The 19977-nt window shown below is 51.4% G+C and carries 11 protein-coding genes; 10 read left to right on the top strand and 1 reads right to left on the bottom strand.

Features of this window, described 5'->3' with window-relative positions:
- Window positions 1-8: 8 nt before the first annotated feature.
- Complete coding sequence (locus tag K2G41_RS04370) at window positions 9-3287, bottom strand: SusC/RagA family TonB-linked outer membrane protein (protein WP_300114994.1); 3279 nt, start codon at window positions 3285-3287, stop codon at window positions 9-11.
- 865 nt (window positions 3288-4152) lie between these two features.
- On the opposite strand from K2G41_RS04370, the gene K2G41_RS04365 reads away from it, so the two are divergent.
- From K2G41_RS04365 to K2G41_RS04320, 10 genes are all read left to right on the top strand, one after another.
- Window positions 4153-4605 (top strand): nucleoside deaminase, encoded by a 453-nt coding sequence (locus K2G41_RS04365; RefSeq protein ID WP_300114991.1) that lies wholly within the window; start codon window positions 4153-4155, stop codon window positions 4603-4605.
- A gap of 36 nt (window positions 4606-4641) precedes the next feature.
- Window positions 4642-5355 (top strand): Sir2 family NAD-dependent protein deacetylase, encoded by a 714-nt coding sequence (locus K2G41_RS04360; RefSeq protein WP_300114988.1) that lies wholly within the window; start codon window positions 4642-4644, stop codon window positions 5353-5355.
- A gap of 137 nt (window positions 5356-5492) precedes the next feature.
- Window positions 5493-7835, top strand: a complete 2343-nt coding sequence (gene topA / locus K2G41_RS04355; RefSeq protein ID WP_300114985.1) for a type I DNA topoisomerase — start codon at window positions 5493-5495, stop codon at window positions 7833-7835.
- A 49-nt stretch (window positions 7836-7884) separates the two neighbouring features.
- Window positions 7885-8823 carry an RluA family pseudouridine synthase gene (locus K2G41_RS04350; RefSeq protein ID WP_300114982.1) on the top strand — a complete coding sequence of 313 codons (939 nt, stop codon included), beginning with the start codon at window positions 7885-7887 and terminating at the stop codon, window positions 8821-8823.
- A gap of 83 nt (window positions 8824-8906) precedes the next feature.
- A complete protein-coding gene (locus tag K2G41_RS04345) occupies window positions 8907-9326 on the top strand; it encodes a DUF1573 domain-containing protein (protein ID WP_300114979.1) in 420 nt (139 codons plus the stop codon).
- A 264-nt stretch (window positions 9327-9590) separates the two neighbouring features.
- Window positions 9591-10961 (top strand): T9SS type A sorting domain-containing protein, encoded by a 1371-nt coding sequence (locus tag K2G41_RS04340; RefSeq protein WP_300114976.1) that lies wholly within the window; start codon window positions 9591-9593, stop codon window positions 10959-10961.
- A gap of 298 nt (window positions 10962-11259) precedes the next feature.
- Entirely contained in the window at window positions 11260-13758 is a 2499-nt protein-coding gene (locus tag K2G41_RS04335; protein ID WP_300114972.1) for a C10 family peptidase, read from the top strand.
- 27 nt (window positions 13759-13785) lie between these two features.
- Window positions 13786-17055: a SusC/RagA family TonB-linked outer membrane protein gene (locus K2G41_RS04330; RefSeq protein ID WP_300114969.1), complete on the top strand. Its 3270-nt coding sequence runs from the start codon at window positions 13786-13788 to the stop codon at window positions 17053-17055.
- 27 nt (window positions 17056-17082) lie between these two features.
- Window positions 17083-18570 (top strand): RagB/SusD family nutrient uptake outer membrane protein, encoded by a 1488-nt coding sequence (locus K2G41_RS04325; RefSeq protein WP_300114966.1) that lies wholly within the window; start codon window positions 17083-17085, stop codon window positions 18568-18570.
- The gene (locus K2G41_RS04320) at window positions 18567-19946 is read left to right on the top strand and encodes a TlpA disulfide reductase family protein (protein WP_300114963.1); all 1380 of its coding nucleotides are present in this window, start codon (window positions 18567-18569) and stop codon (window positions 19944-19946) included. Before K2G41_RS04325 ends, K2G41_RS04320 begins: the two co-directional genes overlap by 4 nt.
- The last annotated feature ends 31 nt before the right edge of the window (window positions 19947-19977 follow it).

Below are 19977 nucleotides of genomic sequence, written 5' to 3'. Positions count from 1 at the left end.
ATAGACTTTTAGAAACGTGCTGTGATCTCGAAAGAATAAACTCGTGAGGGAACAAAGTAGTCGCCCTGTCCACCTGCATAGCTGTAAGTCGGGTTCATACCGGAGCGCGCGGTTATGAGACAGACGTTGTCGATAGAGACTCCGGCAGTGATGCCACGGAGACTGAGCGGAGCAACCCATTTCTTGGGAAGATCATAGGAAATGTTGAGGTTCTTGAATGCGAGGTAGCTGCTTGAGGTAAGGAAGCGGCTGCTCTGGGCATTCGTATCAGTTCCTGTCGTATTGTTGATCTGCGGACGGATGTGCTTGTTGATGCGGTTTTCATCGGTGATACCCTCGGCCATTGAAGGAGTCCAAGCGTTAATGACCGCATCCTCGTGGATTGACTTGCCCGGGTTGGGGGTAAGCATACCGCGATACACACTGTCAAGAGTCTTACCGCCGAGGCTGTAAGTGAAGAGTGCGCCGAAGTAGAGACCCTTCCATGAGAGGTTTGTTCCGAATGAACCATAAACGGTCGGGAGTGATGTACCGCAGAACTCGTTTGAAGCATAGGAAGTTGCGGTAGTGTAGTATTTGTCACCGATCTTCACGAGCGCACCTGCCTCTTCAGCATTAGCAAGATTATCATCCCATTTCTTTTGACTGAATGCCCATACACCGGTCCCATTTTCATTCTCATCGAGAATCTCGGCCTGAAATCTGTAGCAATCTTTATTGATTTCGTAGAGTGACTTACCGGTGAGCATATCAGTTCCGGCCCACTTGGGCATGTAGAATTCATAACGGCTTTTACCTTCGATGAGCGCGCGGGGCGAATCGTAGATGTTTCCGGCAGGAAGCTTGGTGATCTTGTTGTCAATGAGAGTAGCGTCGATGTGAGCTGTCCAGTTCAGATCCTTGTTGCGGATGATTTCGCCGCTGAACATGATTTCCCAACCACGGTTTCTCATGTTACCGACGTTCTGCCACTGCTTCATTGCTCCACCTTCAATGCTGGTTCCGTTTGAATAAGCCTGATCAACCTCATAAAGAAGGTCGGCATTCACGCGTGAGAAGAAACCGACAGAAGCGTTGAGACGACTGTTGAAGAAGCTGCCTTCCACCGCGAGGTCAAGAGTCTTGGTCGATTCCCAGTGCAGGAAGGGGTTACCCTTTGTGGTGGGGAACATGGTGGCATTTCCTCCGAGGGGGTGGTCACCCATTTCAAAGATGTCGAAAGCAGGATAGTCATCCTTGGTGTAGTCGTTACCGGCAGTACCGTAGGCTGCACGGAGCTTGAGGTTGCTGAGCCATGTGACTTCCTGAAGGAATTTTTCCTTGCTGATGATCCAGCTCGCACCTAAACTCCAGAATGTACCCCAACGGCTGTCGCTGGAGAATCTGCTTGAACCGTCGCGCGAAAGGCTCGCCTCAAAGAAGTACTGGTTGTTCCAGTTGTAGCGGGCACGTCCCATGAACGTTTCGGTGCGGTAGCGGTAAGCTGACGCGTTGGTCGATTCGTTTGTGGTGAAGTTATTCAGATAGTAATTGTCGGCAAACACCTGATCCTTGTTTGTCACTCTTGAATAATTATAGTAACGGCCATAGTTCTCGTGGTTGAGCATCACATCCACATGGTGCTGACCATAGTCATGCGCCCAGTTGATGATCTGGGAGAAGTTAGTGGATTCTTGGTTATAGAAATACTTGGCAAGACGACCGAATCCCTGAGCGGAACCGATCACGGAGCTTGAATAGTCGGTGCGCTCCCTGCGGTAGCGGTTCATTGTGCCTTTGATGGTGACATCGAATCCGTAGGGGAGGAGGATCGTAGCGTATGCATTACCGTCGATTGAAAGACGTTCGTAATAGTTATCGTTCTCGCGGATAGTGTAGCCCTTGTTGTTGGTAAAGGCAGAATAACCTGCCATTGTATTCCAGATCGGCTTACCGAATTCATCGCGGAGAAGCTTACCGGTGGCCCAGTCATGTGCATAGTAGGGAAGACCGGGAGCTATACCCTGATATGACATGGCGTTTGAGGTAGATGAAAGGTTGTCGGAGTCGAACTGAGGCTGGTTTGATTTAACGGCAGCACCGGTGAGACCGACACCGAAACGGAGGAATTTCACAGGATTGAAATCGGCGCGCAGACGTGCAGTCAGACGCTCGAAGTCTGTCTTGAGGAGATAACCCTGCTCCTTGACGTAGCCGACAGATCCGAATACGTTGAATTTTTCAGAAGCACCCGTACCGCTGATGTTGTATTCCTGACGGTGACCGTTGCGTGAGATTGCGTCCCACCAGTCTGTGTCATTGTAATCAGAGAGGGGGTTGGCTGTGATTCGGCCATTGGCATCGAATACGCTTGCTCCGGAACCTGAACCGTCGGCGGGAGCATTGCCGTAGAGGTTGAGGACACCTGCGTCAGAGAAGAAGTTGTTTACGGTCTCCGTGAAAGCGTCGGCATACTCATAGCCGTTGGACACCTTACCGTTGACGAGACCTTGAAGCATAGCCTCGTTCCAGCGGTTGTAACCGAGACGCTTGTATTCGGGGAGTGCGCGCTGATAAATACCCTGACGGACTTTGGCGGTCACTTCAACGCGACCGTCGCCCTTGGCGCGCTTGGTGGTGATGAGCACGACACCGTTCGCACCCTTCGAACCGTAGAGCGCGCAGGATGCCGCATCCTTGAGCACCGAAATATTCTCGACGTCGTTGGGGTTGATGTCGCTGTATTGACCGTTCCAGACCACACCATCGACAACGTAGAGGGGATTGGTGGTACCGTTCACGGAGTTGATACCGCGGATAAGGATTGAGGGGGAGTCACCGGGGGCGCCGGTCGAACCGTTGACCTGAACGCCGGGCGCCATACCTTCGAGTGCGGATGTCACGGAAGTCACGGGGCGACGCTCGATCTCTTTGTCGCTGATGACGGATACCGAACCGGTCAGTGATTCTTTGGTAGCTGTACCGAATGCAACCACGACAACCTCATCGAGATTCTCTGATGAAGTGGTCATCTGGATGTGCATCTTACCGGTGGTGATAGGTACTTCAACTGTCTCCATGCCGACGTATGACACGATGAGCGTTGTAGCATTGTCGGGAGCTTTGATTGAAAACTCACCATTGAGATCTGTAGATGCTCCTATCTTTGTTCCCTTTACAAAAATAGAGGCTCCAATGATTGGCTCATTGTCGGAAGCATCTGTAACGACACCTTGAACTGTCTTTGCTACTGCAGCTGAGCAGAATAGCGCAAGACACGTCAGGAATAACAATAGACGTTGCTTCATAATTGTGATAAAATTGATTGATAATTATAAATGATTTTCCTATCCTGATAATAATTGTAGAAGCAGACCGCTGTCTGCATGGGTTCATGGCTCTGATTGAATATGTCTGCCGGGGTTAACGGCAGTTTTCCCGATTGGAGAAAGGAAGATCGTATTACTTAACTACAAGGTATGAAAGCTCCGGTCCGCTTTAGGAACATCCATCCGTAGATAACCATCTATTATCCTCCCATTTCTGCCATCAGAGAGGGCTGAAGCATCGCTCAACTACCTCAAATGGCCTTCTGTTTTGAAATTTTAATTCTTTATAATATATTAGTATGATTTGATTTCGCAAAGTTACATATTTTTATGAAAAAACGAACAAATGGATGAAAAAAATGCAAAAATAGCTAAAATAAGGTATTCAGACTATTTCATTGACATTCCTGTCGTATTTTATACCGGTCAGCTTCCATTTCCGACAGAAAATTATCCTGACCGACTGCTTGGTCAGCTTCAGCATTTTCATTCATATCTGCACGCAAGATATGCATTCCGATTTCAGTTGAAATTTACATACCTTGTAGATAAGTAAAGTGATTCAACAATGGACAATCCGAATATGAGTTATAAATTATAATACTCTATAAATCAGAACTATATATTTATACCAATTGAGCAAACGAAATAACAGGAATCGGGACGGACGGGGATGAAAGGTGTATATCGAGGGGATGTCGAGGGGACAAATTGCATATTTAAAATAAAAATACGTGATTAGGATTATCAAATAAAGTAAGTTATATTTGCATCGAGATTACCGGTCTCTCCATGTATTAACCCAATCTCAGACCTTCCAACGAACCGTCAATCTATTAACTCTATGACTCAACAGGAAACAGACGAAAAATATATGCGAATGGCTCTTTCCGAGGCACGTGAGGCTCTTGAGCGCGATGAAGTGCCCATCGGAGCTGTCATCGTATCGCCGCGCGGAATGGTGATCGGTCGTGGCCACAATCTTACCGAGGCGTTGTCCGACGTGTCGGCTCATGCAGAAATGCAAGCTATCACCGCTGCTGCCCAGACGCTTGGAGGAAAGTATCTTCAGGACTGCACACTCTACGTGACTGTCGAGCCATGCCTGATGTGTGCCGGAGCGATAGGCTGGGCGCAGATCAGCCGTATAGTCTATGGTGCGCCGGATGACAAACGCGGTTATCACACCTTCACCTCGCGCACGCCCTTCCATCCACGTGCCTCAGTCACTCCGGGAGTGCTGGCCGAAGAATGTGCAGACCTCATGCGCACATTTTTCAAAGCAAAACGTTATTAATTTAATTAATGCATGATGCATTATAAATTGTGAACTATGAATCATGAATTAAATAAAAAGCCTAAACTCGTCATTTCATCCGGCGCAGGAATTTCTGCCGAGTCGGGGATCTCGACATTCCGCGACGCCGACGGTCTGTGGGAAAACTATCCCGTGATGGACGTATGCAGTGCCGACGGTTTCGCACGCAATCCCGCCCTCGTCCATCAGTTCTACAATGAACGCCGCAAAGGTTTGATGAAATGTCAGCCCAACGCCGCTCATAAAGCACTTGTGGAGCTTGAGAAGTGGTATGACGTATATGTCATCACCCAAAACGTAGATAACCTCCACGAACGTGCCGGCAGTTCAAAGATACTCCATCTCCACGGCGAACTGATGAAGGTCCGCTCCATGCGCGACGAGACACGAGTCTATACGCTCGATGAAGAACATCTGGAGACATCGCCCGACATGCGTGACAGCTACGGCGATCCCATCCGTCCCCACATCGTGTTCTTTCAGGAGGCTGTCCCCAACATCGAACGTGCCATCGAGTGGGCACACGAGGCCGACATCTTCGCCGTCATCGGCACATCGCTCGTGGTCTATCCCGCCGCAAGCCTGCTCCACTACGTCCGTCCGGGTGTCCCCGTCTATTATATAGACCCGCGCCCCGCAACTGTTCCGCCCAGTGTCCACGTAATCCCCAAACCGGCCACGACAGGTGTCGCAGAGCTTGTCGAGCTGCTTCGTCCGCGCGAAGTGTGATAAATTGTTAAAGCATTAACACATATTTAATATAATTTTTTACCTTTGCGGTCTGAAAAGAGAAACATGGCCTAACTGCCTGACTCGTACCACTCGCCGGACGTCGCTGATTGCCCGGCATCCACCTAAGTAAAAATATGTTGAAAAACCTCGTCATAGTAGAGTCTCCGGCAAAGGCCAAGACTATCGAAAAATTCCTCGGCAAGGACTTCAAAGTCATGTCGAGCTACGGTCATATCCGTGACCTCCGAAAGAAAGACATCAGCATCAAGGTCGATTCGGACTTCCAGCCCGTCTATGAAATCCCGGCTGACAAGAAAAATCTCGTGGCCGAACTCAAGAAAGCCGCCAAGGAGGCCGAGACCGTATGGCTTGCATCCGATGAGGACCGCGAGGGTGAGGCCATCGCATGGCATCTCTACGAAGTGCTCGGACTCAAACCAGAGAACACCAAGCGCATCGTCTTTCACGAGATCACCAAAAACGCCATTCTCAACGCCATCGAGCAGCCCCGCGACATCGACCTCCATCTCGTCGATGCCCAGCAGGCACGCCGAGTGCTTGACCGTCTGGTCGGGTTCGAGCTTTCACCGGTGTTGTGGAAAAAGATCAAGCCGGCTCTGTCGGCCGGACGCGTGCAGTCAGTGGCCGTGCGCCTGATCGTTGACCGCGAAAACGAGATCAACGCTTTCACCTCCGAGCCCTATTATCGAGTGACGGCACTTTTCAACATTCCCGGTCATGGACAGCTCCGCGCCGAGCTCTCCAAGCGTCTGCCCGACGAAAAAAGTGCCGAGGACTTCCTCGAAGCCTGCCGTAAGTCCATCTACACGGTGACCGAGATCAACGTCCGTCCCATCAAGAAGTCCCCTGCCCCACCCTTCACTACCTCCACGCTCCAGCAGGAGGCAGGACGCAAACTGGGATTCACCGTATCGCAGACCATGATGATAGCCCAGAAGCTCTACGAAGCCGGCTACATCACCTATATGCGTACCGACTCGCTCAACCTCTCGCAGCTCGCCATCAATTCCATATCCAAACTCATCACCGACGAGCTTGGCGAGAAATATCTGAAGGTACGACGTTACCACACCAACTCCAAGGGTGCGCAGGAAGCTCACGAAGCCATCCGTCCCACCTATATAGATAAAGAGACCATCGACGGCAGTGCACAGGAAAAACGCCTCTACCGTCTGATCCGTCTGCGCACGATGGCCTCACAGATGGCCGATGCGGAACTTGAAAAAACCACCATCGACATCACCCCCTCCGAACGTCCCGAACACTTCACCGCCTCCGGCGAGGTCATAAAGTTTGACGGCTTCCTGAAAGTATATCTCGAAGGCAATGACGATGACGACAGCAACGAAGCCGAGGAGGGAATGCTCCCGCCTCTCAACATAGGCGAAGTCCTGACTGCCGACAATGTAACCGCAACCGAACGCTTCACGCTCGCGCCCCCGCGCTACACCGAATCGTCGCTTGTTAAGAAGATGGAGGAACTCGGCATAGGCCGCCCCTCGACCTACGCCCCGACCATCTCGACCATCCAGCACCGCGAATACATTGTCAAGGGTGAGAAACCCGGCGAAAAGCGTGACTTCAAAGTCCTCACGCTCAATGCCGACGGAAAACTCACCACCGGCACGAAGACCGAACATGTCGGAGCGGAGAAAGGCAAGCTCATCCCCACCGACACCGGCATCATCGTAAACGAATTTCTCACCGAGCATTTCCCCGACATCCTCGACTATGACTTCACGGCCGACATGGAGCAGAAATTTGACCGCATAGCCGAAGGCGAGAGCAACTGGAATCAGGAAATAGCCCGTTTCTACGGTCTTTTCCACCCAGAAGTCGAGAAAGCCAACGACCTGCGCACCGAACACAAGATCGGTGAGCGTCTGCTCGGCACAGATCCTGCGTCGGGCGAACCTGTCTATGTCAAGATAGGCCGTTTCGGACCGATCGTGCAGATCGGATCTGCCGAGTCCAAGGACAAACCCCGCTTCGCCTCGCTCCGCAAGGATCAGAGCGTGTTTGACATCGAACTTGCCGACGCGCTCAAACTCTTCGAACTCCCCCGCGAGGTCGGTCAGTTCGAGGGTAAGGAAGTCATCGCAGCCGTAGGTCGTTTCGGACCCTATCTGCGCCACGACGGCAAATTTGTCAGCATCCCCAAGGATCTCTCGCCCACTTCCATCACCATCGAGGAGGCCGAGGAACTTATCAAAGCTAAACGCGAGGCCGACAACAATAAGGTGGTCAAGATCTTCGACGAGGATCCCGAACTGCAGATCCTCAACGGACGCTACGGTGTCTATATCGCCTACAAGAAGAACAACTACAAGATTCCCCGCTCAGTGGAGAATCCCGCCGACCTCACCATCGAACAGGTGCGTCAGCTCATCGAGGAGCAGGACAAAGCTCCAAAGAAGCCTGCACGCCGCGCATCCACCCGCGCAAAGAAAGCATAAACATCCGATCATCCAATATCCATACAGACCCACTACGAACTAACTGATTATGGCAAAGAAAACATTCTCAACCAAACCCGGTGCCGAACGCAACGGCTTCAAACCCGACGTGATCGAGACCTACACTGTCGGCAATGAGAAAGAAGAGACTCCCCTGCTCGAATTTCTCATTCAGGCCATGCCTGAGCGTAAGCGCACGGCAATCAAAAACCTCTTGAGCCACAATCAGATCGCAGTCAACGGTCTGCCGGTGACACAGTTCGACACTCCCCTCAAACCCGGCGACGAGGTCAAGGCCAACCTGACGCGCGAATTCCGTGTGTTCTACAACCGCCGTCTGCGCCTCGTCTATGAGGATGACGATATCATCGTGGTCAACAAGGGTTACGGTCTTCTCTCAATGGGTACTGACAAGATCAAGGAAGGAACAGCCTACAGTATCCTGCGTGAATATCTGAAGTGGAAAGATCCGCGCAACAAGCTCTTTATCGTCCACCGTCTCGACCGCGACACCTCCGGCCTCATGGTCTTTGCCAAGTCAGAGGAAGCGAAGGAGCGTCTGCAACACAACTGGAACAACATGGTGCTCTCGCGCAAATATCTTGCCGTAGTCGAAGGTCGTCCGGATCCCGCAGAGGGTACAATCCAGAGCTATCTTGCAGAGAATTCCCGCTACGAGGTCTATTCCACACAGAATCCCGAAGAGGGACAGTTGGCCGTAACCCGCTACAAGACTCTTAAAAGCCGCAACGGCTATTCGCTCATGGAAGTCTCGCTCGACACCGGACGTAAGAATCAGATCCGCGTCCACATGAAGGATCTCGGTCATCCTATAGCCGGTGACCGGCGTTACGGTGCTAAAAGTTCGCCCATCCACCGCATGGCCCTCCATGCACAGACCCTGCGCTTCGTCCATCCAATGACGCGCAAGGACATGAACTTCTCCACACCTGTTCCCGCATCCTTCGCCAAGATGGTGGGAATGTAAGCGCACGCGCTACCAATCGTCAGACATTCCATCCCTACAACATCCACCTACACACACATAGCACACCGCCATCATATAAATATATGAAAAGACTTACTGCATCGTTCATCCTTACAGCAACGCTTTTCGCTTCGCTCCGCGCAGAGACACCGGTCTCGACGGACGATTTCATCGCGCGCACCGATTTTGAGACCACTTGTCTGAACCTCGGAGAGATCCACCGTAGCGCGGGTGAGCAGCCTTTTAGTTTCCGGGCAGTCAATTCCGGCAACGCCCCCCTCGTGCTTACCTACGTCCATGCCTCGTGCGGATGCGTGAGGCTAAACTATCCCCGTCATCCAATAGCACCCGGCGACACTGTCACCATAAGCGGCATCCTCAATCCCGGCTCTATCAACGAAGGTGATTTCAAACGCAACATCCTCGTTCGATCCAACGCTGAGCCACCCCAGACACGCCTGTTTATAATAGGGAAAATACGCCCGGAGGCAAATAAAGAATAAAATACTATTTATTAGCACTTTTTAAGTATTTTATTCTTGAAATCTAATCGATCTACAGTTTTTTAAGAAAATAATTCTAAATAAATCATAACTTATTCAGAATTAATCATCAGTATCGCCCCTGCATCCCTGTAATCGCGCTTCTCCATTCGGACACAATTGATCCGAAACACTTTGTAAAGTGACAAATTATAGATATATTTGCAGAGATTTTCTAATAAACGGATATTATTATTCACATTTTTATTCCAAGTTACAAGTTCTATGAAGAAAGTTTTACTCCCTTTCATCGCAGCGTGTGCTTGTGCTGCTCCGGCTTTTGCCGATGAGGTTTATGGCACTACGCCCGAAACCGCTAAGCCTTTCCCCGCTGCAGGCGGTTGGTTTGTTCCGGATCTTGCCACAGCTCCTGCCGAAGCATGGTTTACGATTACCAACACTCAGGAAGCCCCTGTCCTTTGGGGTGGTGCTCCTACCGTTGCCCCTGACGTAACAGACAAACAACAAGTATTTGTTTACCTTTGCAATGGAGGTCAGGAAGCATTCCAGATGGTTGAAGGAGATGATAGCTATGTCCTTCTCCCAAATCAGGAGTATCTTATCAAGATCACACCTAAAGCCGCTGGTTCTTTTGCATTTTCTGCTGCAATGCCACTGCCTGAACGCATGAAAGGCACAGTGAAATACTATCCTATCGATAGAAGCAGCAGCGATTATGAATCGCCGAACTACAAAGGCATTGCTAACTCTCAGACAGCCAATACTACCCAATGGTATCTCTACGATTTCAGTTATCCCACATCGCTGAATTTCACTACTCCTTTGAGTATTCCGGTAATGGATATAACTGCTACAGAGGCTATCCATATCGAATGCCCCGGTGGTACTAATTATGCTTCAGGCATTTTGCCTACCTATGTAAAAGCAGGTAAAAGTATAATTGGAGTTACTGTTTCTGCCGATGTTAATTTTGTTGTTACAGGCAATGCTTTTTCAATCCTTAGCTGTAACAACAACCTGCTCCGTGATCCACAGCCTCTCAAACTTGATGTAGCACAGACCTATCCGGATGCATATTACACTGTTGAAAAGACATTCACAGTTCCTGAGGACGGAACATACACTTTCACCAACCATGGTGCTAAAGGAACCATCCTCAATGTAGGCAATGTCAATGTTATAGATGCAGCTAATTACAAATACGAATGTGACTGGAGCAACATCAAGAGCGCAACTGTCGGTAATGAGGATGCAGTCATTGTTGTTGACAACCTCAAGGCCGGTGAAGTCGTCCTCGTTCAGTCCGACGCATTCGGTGTGATCGGCGAAGGTGTAGATAACCTCCCCTACCTCAAGGTTACCAAGGGCGGTGACTCGGCTATCGACAATATCACAGCTGACGCTGACGGCCTCAAGGTCAACGTAGCAGGCAGCAATCTCAATGTTGAAAGCGTGCTTCTCGCTTCAGGTGCTGAAGTAGCCGTTTACGACATGCTTGCCCGCAAGGTTGCAAGTGCAGTCGCTCCCGCAGGCGCAGCAAGCCTCGACATGAATCTTGACGTAGCTCCCGGCGTATATGTTGTGGTTGTCTATGGCAAGGGTAATTCTGAATCAGCTAAAATCGCAGTGAAGTAAACGAGAGACACCATCCCGCTCACACTTCACAGAAAACTCAAATAAGGGGGGCATTTATTTACAATTGCCCCCCTTTCTCTCTAAAAATCAATCCGCGCGCAGAGCGCGACCCCTATATTATAGACATTAAGCTGTCTTCTCTATGGCAGCATCCAGATATCCATAAATTTTTCATATCATCTTTTCTTAATCAAAAAAAGCATTCACCCGTCACCGCTACGGTAGAAACTGCCTACAAAAAAATATTAAAAACACACATTTCAATAACCAGTCAGTAAAATCAAGTTTAACCGACTCCATGAAACGGATATTCCTGCCGTATGTCCTCGCCATGATGGCGTGTGTGGGAGCGACGGCCGCCCCTGTTACCCGTAACGCCGCGCTTGTTTCGGCAAAAAGATTTCTTTCCGCCCGCGGACTTGATGCATCATCGCTCACCGCGACAGTTAATAACCGCAATCTGTCGCCCAGACAGACCGGAGAGGAGACTCCGGATCATTCACCTTACTATATTTTCAATCTTGCTGACGGCAAAGGCTTCATCGTGATAGCCGGCGACGACAGAGCAAGAGATATCCTCGCCTACAGCGACCAAGGCTCGATCGATCCTGCCACTATGCCTGAATCATGCCGCGCATGGCTTGCGCAGTATGCCGGCGAGATCACATCACTGACAGCAGGACAGTCCGTTGCAGCTGACAAAGTCACAGCATCAGACGGCAACCCTTATTCCACAGAAGTAATCTCACCCCTTCTTCCATGCAAATGGGATCAGGGTGTTCCTTATAACTACGATTGTCCCATCGACCCGGTCACAGGTAAACGCTGCGTAACCGGATGCGTCGCCACCGCCGTGGCCCAGATCATGTATTATTACCGTTATCCCGAACGTGGTGTTGGATCGGTGACTTACGATGATAAGGGCGTCACACGCTCCATTGACTTCGCCGACTATCCCGCATTTGACTGGGCCGGTATGCACGACACCTATACACGTGAGACCACCGAAGCCGAGGGCGCACCCGTCGCATCGCTCATGAAGGCCGTAGGCTACGCATCCAAGATGGCTTACAGCTCCGACGTCAGCGGCGCACAGCACCTCAACGCCGGATTAGCCCTGATCAATAACTTCGGTTATGATAAAAACATGCACCGCTATGAGCGTAGCCGCATGACCGATCAGGAGTGGTCAGACATCATCCTTTCCGACCTCAAAGCCGGTCATCCGGTGCTCTACACCGGACGCAACCCTGAAGGCGCGCATGCATTTGTCTGCGACGGATATGACGGCGAGGGGTATTACCACATCAACTGGGGATGGGGCGGCATGAGCGACGGCTACTTCTCGCTGTCGGCACTCACTCCTCCCAACCAATCGACCGGGGGCACCGATAGCGGATATTCGCTCGACCAGCACATACTCGCCAATATCGTCCCTGCGGGCAAAAGTGACGCAGGAGCTCAGACAGACGGACTTCTGTCGCTCTACAGCCTCTACTATCGCGACAAAGAGGTTTTCCATACGGCTTCATCTACCCCCGTAATCACATCCGATCTCAGTGACGCTCAACTGTTCCTCTACGTCTTTAACCGAGGCATAAGTGAATTTTCAGGAGATGTATGCGTGGCCGATCTGACGGATGGTTCCATGCGCCCGATGATGACCCAGTCGGTCTATTTCCTCGGCATGGATGCCTACACCGGTGTGCGTTTCCCCATCGCGGATATTCCCGGTATGGGCGAAGGTAGTCATACGGTGGGTTTCTATTACCGCTCCTCGGAGTCGGATCAGTGGCATCCCATCCGTTCATCCACCATCAACGCCCCATCGACATGCACTGTCACCGTCAGCGGCAACAATGTAACGTTCACGTCCATCTATCCCGACAATACCCTCAAGCTTGTGGCTGCCCCTGTCTTCACACCTCTCTACAGCAACCACAAGACCACTTGGAATTTCTCCGTCAGCAATGAGGGCGACACCCGTTTCGAGGGCTACACAGGTATAGCCTTTATCAATGCGGCAGGTGAATACCAGACATTCTGCATCACCCCGACCGTCTGCTCGACCGGCGCGACAGCTGATGTGGAAATCACAAATTCGCTTTCCACGCTCGCATCGGGTGCATATAAGGCAGTGCCGTTCTACACGACCAGTTCAGAACCTGCGGCCGACAACATAAAGCTACTGTCCGAACCGGTCGATGTCAATATTTACACTATAATGCTCATGGCTTCCAACGGTACTTACCTCGTACTTGACGGTAACACGGCCACGCTCGCGCTTACTGTCTTTAATATGGGCAATCTACCGTGGCAGACAAGTCTCGAAGGTGAGATCATCGCACAGGACGGCTCTTCAGCTCCCGGCAGGATCTATACCGACCGGATCTCCTTAGAGCCGGGTCAGAATATTCTTGTGCCCCTCAAGGCGGAGGCCCTCGACCTCAAACGCGGCATCTATACGCTCAATCTCTATGCCGCCGACAACCGCGACGAACTTCTGACCGGCATACCGCTGATGGTGGTGTCGGATTTCTCGGCGATTGACGAAATCAAGGCTGAAGATATTGAAATCAGTGTTGAAAGTGACTGCATCAATGTCAGCGTTCCTTCACCGATCCAATTCTGCACACTGCATGACATAGCAGGCAGATTACAACGCCGCATCGACAATATTGACGCTAACAATGCCGTTATCAGTACCGACGGGCTTGCAGGCGGAGTCTATATCCTCACCGTGAAACCCGCCGATGGCTCACCTGTCGTTAGAAAAATAAGTATCCGAACATATTGAAAACCACGCTAAGCAATTTTTTATTAGATGTATAATCAAGCCAACATTATCTGCAAATCACTGGTAATCGCCACTTTCGGGCTTTTCATTACTCCGGCCTTCAGCGTCGGGGCTACTGAAACGGCCTCAAGTATCAGTGTTCCGCCGGCAAACGTCTATACTGTCCGGGGAACTGTCGTTGACGACACAAACGAACCCCTTCCGGGTGCTACGGTCTTCATCAAAGGAACAAAGACCGGCACGAGCACTGACATTGACGGTAATTTCGAGCTGCATGTCCTCAAGGCCGGAAAGGTCACTCTTGAGGTAAGCTATGTCGGTATGAAAACAAAAGACGTACAGACCGTCACAGGCACACATATAGATATCGTACTTGAGACCAATGCCGATGTGCTCGGCGAAGTCATCGTGTCAGGTTTCCAGACCATATCGCGCGAACGCAATACCGGTTCGGCCGTCGTGGTCAATGCCGACAAACTCGGCAAGATTCAGGCTCCGGACCTCAGCTCCAAGCTCGAAGGCGTTACCCCCGGTCTTACCATCTATAATAATCAGATGAGCATCCGAGGCAACTCATCGTTCTCCATCTCCAGCACTCCCCTCTTGGTTGTGGATGGTCAGCCCGCTACCGGCATGAGCCTCGACGACATTAACCCCAACACCATCGAGAGTGTGACGGTGCTGAAGGATGCCGCCGCCACTTCGCTCTACGGTGTGTATGCATCCAACGGTGTGATCGTAGTGACCACAAAACGTGGTGCTGACCAAAAACTCGAAGCCCACGTATCGCTCGGTTACTACTACAGTCCCAAGCCTTCGCTGGACTATCAGCACTACGCTTCGACTTCGGACATCATCGACCTCGAACGCGACATCCTCCTAAGTGATCCTGATTATATCAAGAGTCCGACCGGCTACTTCAACACCAAGACCACCAAGACCAATGCGGCCTATATGTCGCAGGTGGATATGCTCTACTACCGTCTCGCCAAAGGACAGATAAGCGAAAGCGATCTCAACACCTCGTTTGATCTCCTGCGCCGCAACGATTACCGCCGCGAATATCAGAAAAATCTGCTCCAGAACAGTCTCACGCAGGACTATAACGTGACGCTCAACGCCGGTAGTGACAAATATGGCTTCTATGCAGCCGCCCGCTACGAGAAAAAGGGCCTCTACACCAAGTATGACAACGATGACCGTTTCTCGTTCTACACCCGCAACGACATCAAGGTCGCACCGTGGATGAAACTTACGCTCGGCGCAAACATCTGGCTGAAAAAGACCTCCTACACTCAGGCCTCAGGTCTTGGCGCGACTGCCACAATGCCTTACGACACCCTCTATGACGGTGACGGCAATCTCTCGTACCGCTACCTCTACAATCAGGTTCTTGCAGAGGACGTCAACGCGACCGACGGACTGAAATTCATGGGCTACAACGCTATCGAGGAATCCGGCAAGAACAAGAAAAAGACCGATGACCTCTACATGAAGTATTTCCTTCAGGCCAACTTCGATCTTCTCCCCGGTCTTGACTTCGAGTTCAAGGCACAGTACGAGAAGCGTAAGGTCAATGCCTCGGAATATGACGAGGCCGACTCTTACATGATGCGCTCCATGATCAACGAATTTGCCTCGGCGAACTCGCGCGGTGGATTCACCTACAACATCCCCGACGGAGGACATCAGATCTACAATGACTCGAACTATGACAATTATAATGTCCGCGCCCAGTTCAACTATCGCAACACCTTCGGCGATAAGCACGATGTGACAGCCCTCATCGGTGGGGAAGCGCGCGAGGACAAGAGCAATCAGCACATTGGCGAACGCTACGGCTTCGATGCCCAGCGTCTGACATACTCTCAGGTCGATTGGCTCACACTCTCGCAGAGCGGTGTGATCGGTCAGCTCTATGCCAACTCACGTACCAAGTCGGAGAATCTCTATGTCGGCGACGTGAAGCACCGCTATGTGTCGGCTTACTTCAACGCCGGTTATGTGTATGACTCACGCTTCTCGGTCAATGCCAGTGTCCGCGTCGAGCAGGCCGACCTCTTCGGAAGCGATCCCAAGTACCGTTACCGTCCCCTTTGGTCGGTCGGCGGCAGCTGGAATGTTGACAAGGAGCAGTTCATGCGCGATCTCACATGGCTCAATATGCTTAAAGTACGTGCCACATACGGTATCACCGGTATGGTTGACCAGAGTTCCTCGCCCTATCTGCTTGCCTCTTTCGCAACATCGCCCTACTCCAACGGCCCTATCACCCTCATCACCACTCCTCCCAACAGCTCGCTCCGCTGGGAAAAGACATCGACGTTCAATGCCGGTCTCGACTTCATGCTCATCAACCGTCTGACGGGTAGCTTCGACTTCTACCACAAGTACAGCTCTGATCTTCTCGTCAACAAGAGCATCGATCCCTCGCTCGGATTCAACGGTATGGCACGCGCCAACAACGGTGCGATGACTAACACCGGTATCGAACTCAACCTCAGCTATGACTGGGTGAAGAACCGCGACTTCACATTTACCACCTCGTTCTCGGCTGCTTACAACAAGAATACCATCGACAAGATCGACTATCAGCCCACCGATGCACTCGACATGATGCGTTACCCCACCTCGAACTATATGCAAGGTGACACCTACAATTCGCTCTATGCCTACAAGTATGCCGGCCTGACTGAAAACGGAAATCCCTCAGTCTATAACGAGAAGGGCGAGATCGTGTCCATCAATCCCGTGCGCAATGTCGGTGCGGTCGTATGCGTCGGTCAGCTCACACCCAAGTGGAACGGTGCGCTCAACCTCGACTTCCGCTGGCGCGACCTCTCGGTGTTTGCAAAGATGGTCTATTATGCCGGTCATTCGCTCCGTCTGGATGTACCCACCCTCTATGACTCCACCAACAAGCTCACCGACGGAGATGTCAACGAAGCTATCGCTGACCGCTGGACACCGACCAACACCAATACGAATATCCCCGTCATGGGTATCCATGGTGACACCGGCGAGCGTAACCAGCACTGGAAGTATGCCGACGTCAACACTGCAAGCGCATCATTCGTGAAACTGCGCAACATCGGAGTGGCCTACACCTTCCCCACCCGTCTGCTTAAAAAGACTCATGCTCTTCAGGGCGCACAGCTCCGCTTCCAGATCGACAACCTCTGCCACTGGGCTTCAAATGACCGTGGTATCGATCCCGAAGCTTACAATGCCAACTACGGCACCCGCAACGATCAGCAGACCCCGACCTATATCTTCGGTCTGAACTTTAATTTCTAATCACACACCGCACATCTCATACACGACATGACTATCAGACAATATATATCATCTACAGTTGCGGTGGTCGCTCTTGCAATGACCACCTCCTGCGACAGCTATCTGGACGTGGAGCCAAAGGGACGCACACAGCTTGAAAGTACCGAGGACTATCTCGGACTGATCGAAGAGTACTCTCCGACCTATGACCACGCATACAGCCAGAACATCTGTAACGAGGCTTCATGGTACAAGACGGAGGAGCTTAAAAACTACACCTATCCCCTCCGCTCGGCCGGTTTCCTCTGGGATGACAGCTATGACCGCGCTGCTATAACCGTCAACGACAATCTCTATAACAGCTGCTATAACCGAATCACAAACTATAATGTGATCGTCAGCAACATCGACAAGGCCAAGGGTCCTGAGGAGGAAAAAGTGCTTGCAATGGCTCAGGCAAAGATCATGAGGGCTTACAACTACTTCTTCCTGATCAACACCTACGCCAAACCTTACGATCCCGCCACGGCCGATCAGACCAATGGTGTGATCGTGCGCGAAAAGATGTTTGAGAGCATTGAGGAAAAGGGTGTTCAGCAGAGCGTTGGCTACACCTACCGCTTCATCCAGCAGGACATCGACGATGCCGTCGAGAATCTGCCCCACATAGCTCTCAACTCTTTCCGTCCCGACAAGACTTTCGGCTACGCATTCAAAGCTAAGGTGCATCTTTTCAAGCGCGAGATCGACGAATGTATCGCCGCCTGTCTCGCAGCTCTTGAAGAAGCTCCCGCAGGTAAGCACGAGCTTTGGGACATGAATGTCGAATATAACCGCTATGCCCCCCAGCTCATCATGGCCTACCGTACAGACCGTGCCATCGACAGTCCGGAGTACATGGGTGTCAATGATGCTATCGAGAACATCTGGAAAAACGGTGTGCAGAAGAATTACGATTCATCCGAGAATCTTCTCTATCAGTTCGGATCGACCTACACCGACCCCTTCCCCATGTATCTCACCTCGGCCGTTATCGACCTCTTTGATCATGAGGCCGACCTGCGCGAACTCTACTGCATCCGCTATCGGCGCCTGCACGAGACCGCGCCGGAAGGTGACCGCGAATTTGCCTCTATGGGTATCCGCTGGAATCCGTCGGGAATGCGCATGTCGGAGATCTATCTCATGCTCGCCGAATGTTACGCACGCAAGGGTAGCGCGGACGACATTGCCAAGGCCATGAACTACCTCGACATCCTGCGCTCACACCGCAACATCACCGCACGCTACAAGCGTCTCACGACCACCGACAAGGATGAAGCCCTCCGTTTTGTCCGCGAAGAGCGCAAACGTGAACTCTTCCTAACTTACAACGGTTTCTTTGATCTCCGTCGCTTCTGCACCGAGTTCAACGAGACACAGACCAAGGTGTTCGATGGTCAGACCTACACTCTCGCGCCCAATTCGACGCTGCTGACCTTCCCCTTCCCGCTTAAAGCAATGCAGACAAGTGATCTTAAACAGAACAGCAAATGATACTACGTCCCATACGTCCTGCCTTCCTCGCTCTGGCAGCAAGCGTGACGGCTGTCGCAGCAGCTTCAGCTCCTGCGACGGTCAGAATAAGTAATCCGGCCGGCTCGAAAATCTACTTCCAGCCGGAGTCACTTCAAGGTTATCAGGAGATAGCCGCTCCCGACACCGTGATTACTGTCAGCGATGCGCCGATCTACTATCGTTTTGTCGGTGACGGTGGAGTGTTCCACCCCGTGTTCATCACACCGGGATCATCCACCGAAATTTCGGTCAATACTGATGGAGAAGTCAGCATCAAAGGCTCTAATGAGAGGGAGAACCGTTTCATGCGCGACAATAACTATATCTGCCGCGTACCGCAGACCATCCGGACTTATTCGGACGAATGGGTTGATTACAATGAGAAGGCTATCGCTTCCCTCGACTCCCTTATCGACGCCTCCGGTTTCGATCAGGAATTTGCAGCTACCCATAAGCTCTACAATCGCTTCACATTCCTAAATCAGCGTCTCGGTGGTCTGACTCTTGCCAAGACCTTCAGACCGGGCGGACAGAAGATAGAGATAGGCCCGAATTTCTATAACTTCCTTGACACTCTCAAGTTTACTGACAGCCGTATCCTGACCATCCCAAAATGGTTTACAGTTATCAACAATGCTCTTGAGGCCAAGGAGGTCCGCGGACTCATCCCTGCTGACAACGACAGCTACATGATCTCATACGCCAATGCTATTGACAATAAGAAAATCCGTTCGCACTACCTCATCAGCCTGCTTGATCTGACCCTGAAACGCAACTATCTGACAGATTTCGAACGTCAGCTTCCGGCCGTCCGCACGCTCATCACCGATCCTGCTGCAGCCGCCATGCTTCCGGATCTTGAAAAGGAGTATGCCAAGAAGGCTGCCGAGGCCGCTAACGTTGCCGCCGGAACTCAGATGCCTGATTTTCTTTTCAAGGATGTCGATGGCAAGGAGTTCAACTTCTCGGATTTCAAAGGTGATTACGTGCTGCTCGACTTCTGGTTTACAGGCTGTGCACCTTGTCGCGCTGAAATGCCGTATTTCGACGAAGTGGCCAAGGCATTCGACGGGCATGGAGTGAAATTCATATCCCTGTCAGTCGATACGGGCGAGGAACTTTATCCCGCATGGGAAAAGATGATGCGTGAGAAACCGCATACCCCTGAAGTGCTTAGCGTGAACCTTCCGGACGGCTTCAACTCGCCGCTTCTCGGTAAACTCAACATCCACGGTGTGCCGAGAATCATGCTGATTGATCCGGAAGGAAAGATTGTGGAGAGCTACGCCAAGCGTCCCTCCGATCCCAAACTCCGTCAGCAACTTCAGCAGCTCACGAAATCAAAACAGCTCTGAAGATCAGTGCCGTCAACGAGTATAGCTCCCA

Source organism: Duncaniella sp., assembly GCF_029056165.1.
Classification (GTDB): Bacteria; Bacteroidota; Bacteroidia; order Bacteroidales; family Muribaculaceae; genus Duncaniella.
The sequence above is the reverse complement of the archived record's forward strand: the minus strand, read 5'-3'. Positions and strand labels throughout refer to the sequence as shown.

Bases quoted from the DNA above. Each gene is read 5' to 3' on its own strand.
- K2G41_RS04370 (WP_300114994.1), bottom strand. From the start codon at position 3,287: ATGAAGCAACGTCTATTGTTATTCCTGACGTGTCTTGCGCTATTCTGC.
- K2G41_RS04365 (WP_300114991.1), top strand. From the start codon at position 4,153: ATGACTCAACAGGAAACAGACGAAAAATATATGCGAATGGCTCTTTCC.
- K2G41_RS04360 (WP_300114988.1), top strand. From the start codon at position 4,642: ATGAATCATGAATTAAATAAAAAGCCTAAACTCGTCATTTCATCCGGC.
- topA (WP_300114985.1), top strand. From the start codon at position 5,493: ATGTTGAAAAACCTCGTCATAGTAGAGTCTCCGGCAAAGGCCAAGACT.
- K2G41_RS04350 (WP_300114982.1), top strand. From the start codon at position 7,885: ATGGCAAAGAAAACATTCTCAACCAAACCCGGTGCCGAACGCAACGGC.
- K2G41_RS04345 (WP_300114979.1), top strand. From the start codon at position 8,907: ATGAAAAGACTTACTGCATCGTTCATCCTTACAGCAACGCTTTTCGCT.
- K2G41_RS04340 (WP_300114976.1), top strand. From the start codon at position 9,591: ATGAAGAAAGTTTTACTCCCTTTCATCGCAGCGTGTGCTTGTGCTGCT.
- K2G41_RS04335 (WP_300114972.1), top strand. From the start codon at position 11,260: ATGAAACGGATATTCCTGCCGTATGTCCTCGCCATGATGGCGTGTGTG.
- K2G41_RS04330 (WP_300114969.1), top strand. From the start codon at position 13,786: ATGTATAATCAAGCCAACATTATCTGCAAATCACTGGTAATCGCCACT.
- K2G41_RS04325 (WP_300114966.1), top strand. From the start codon at position 17,083: ATGACTATCAGACAATATATATCATCTACAGTTGCGGTGGTCGCTCTT.
- K2G41_RS04320 (WP_300114963.1), top strand. From the start codon at position 18,567: ATGATACTACGTCCCATACGTCCTGCCTTCCTCGCTCTGGCAGCAAGC.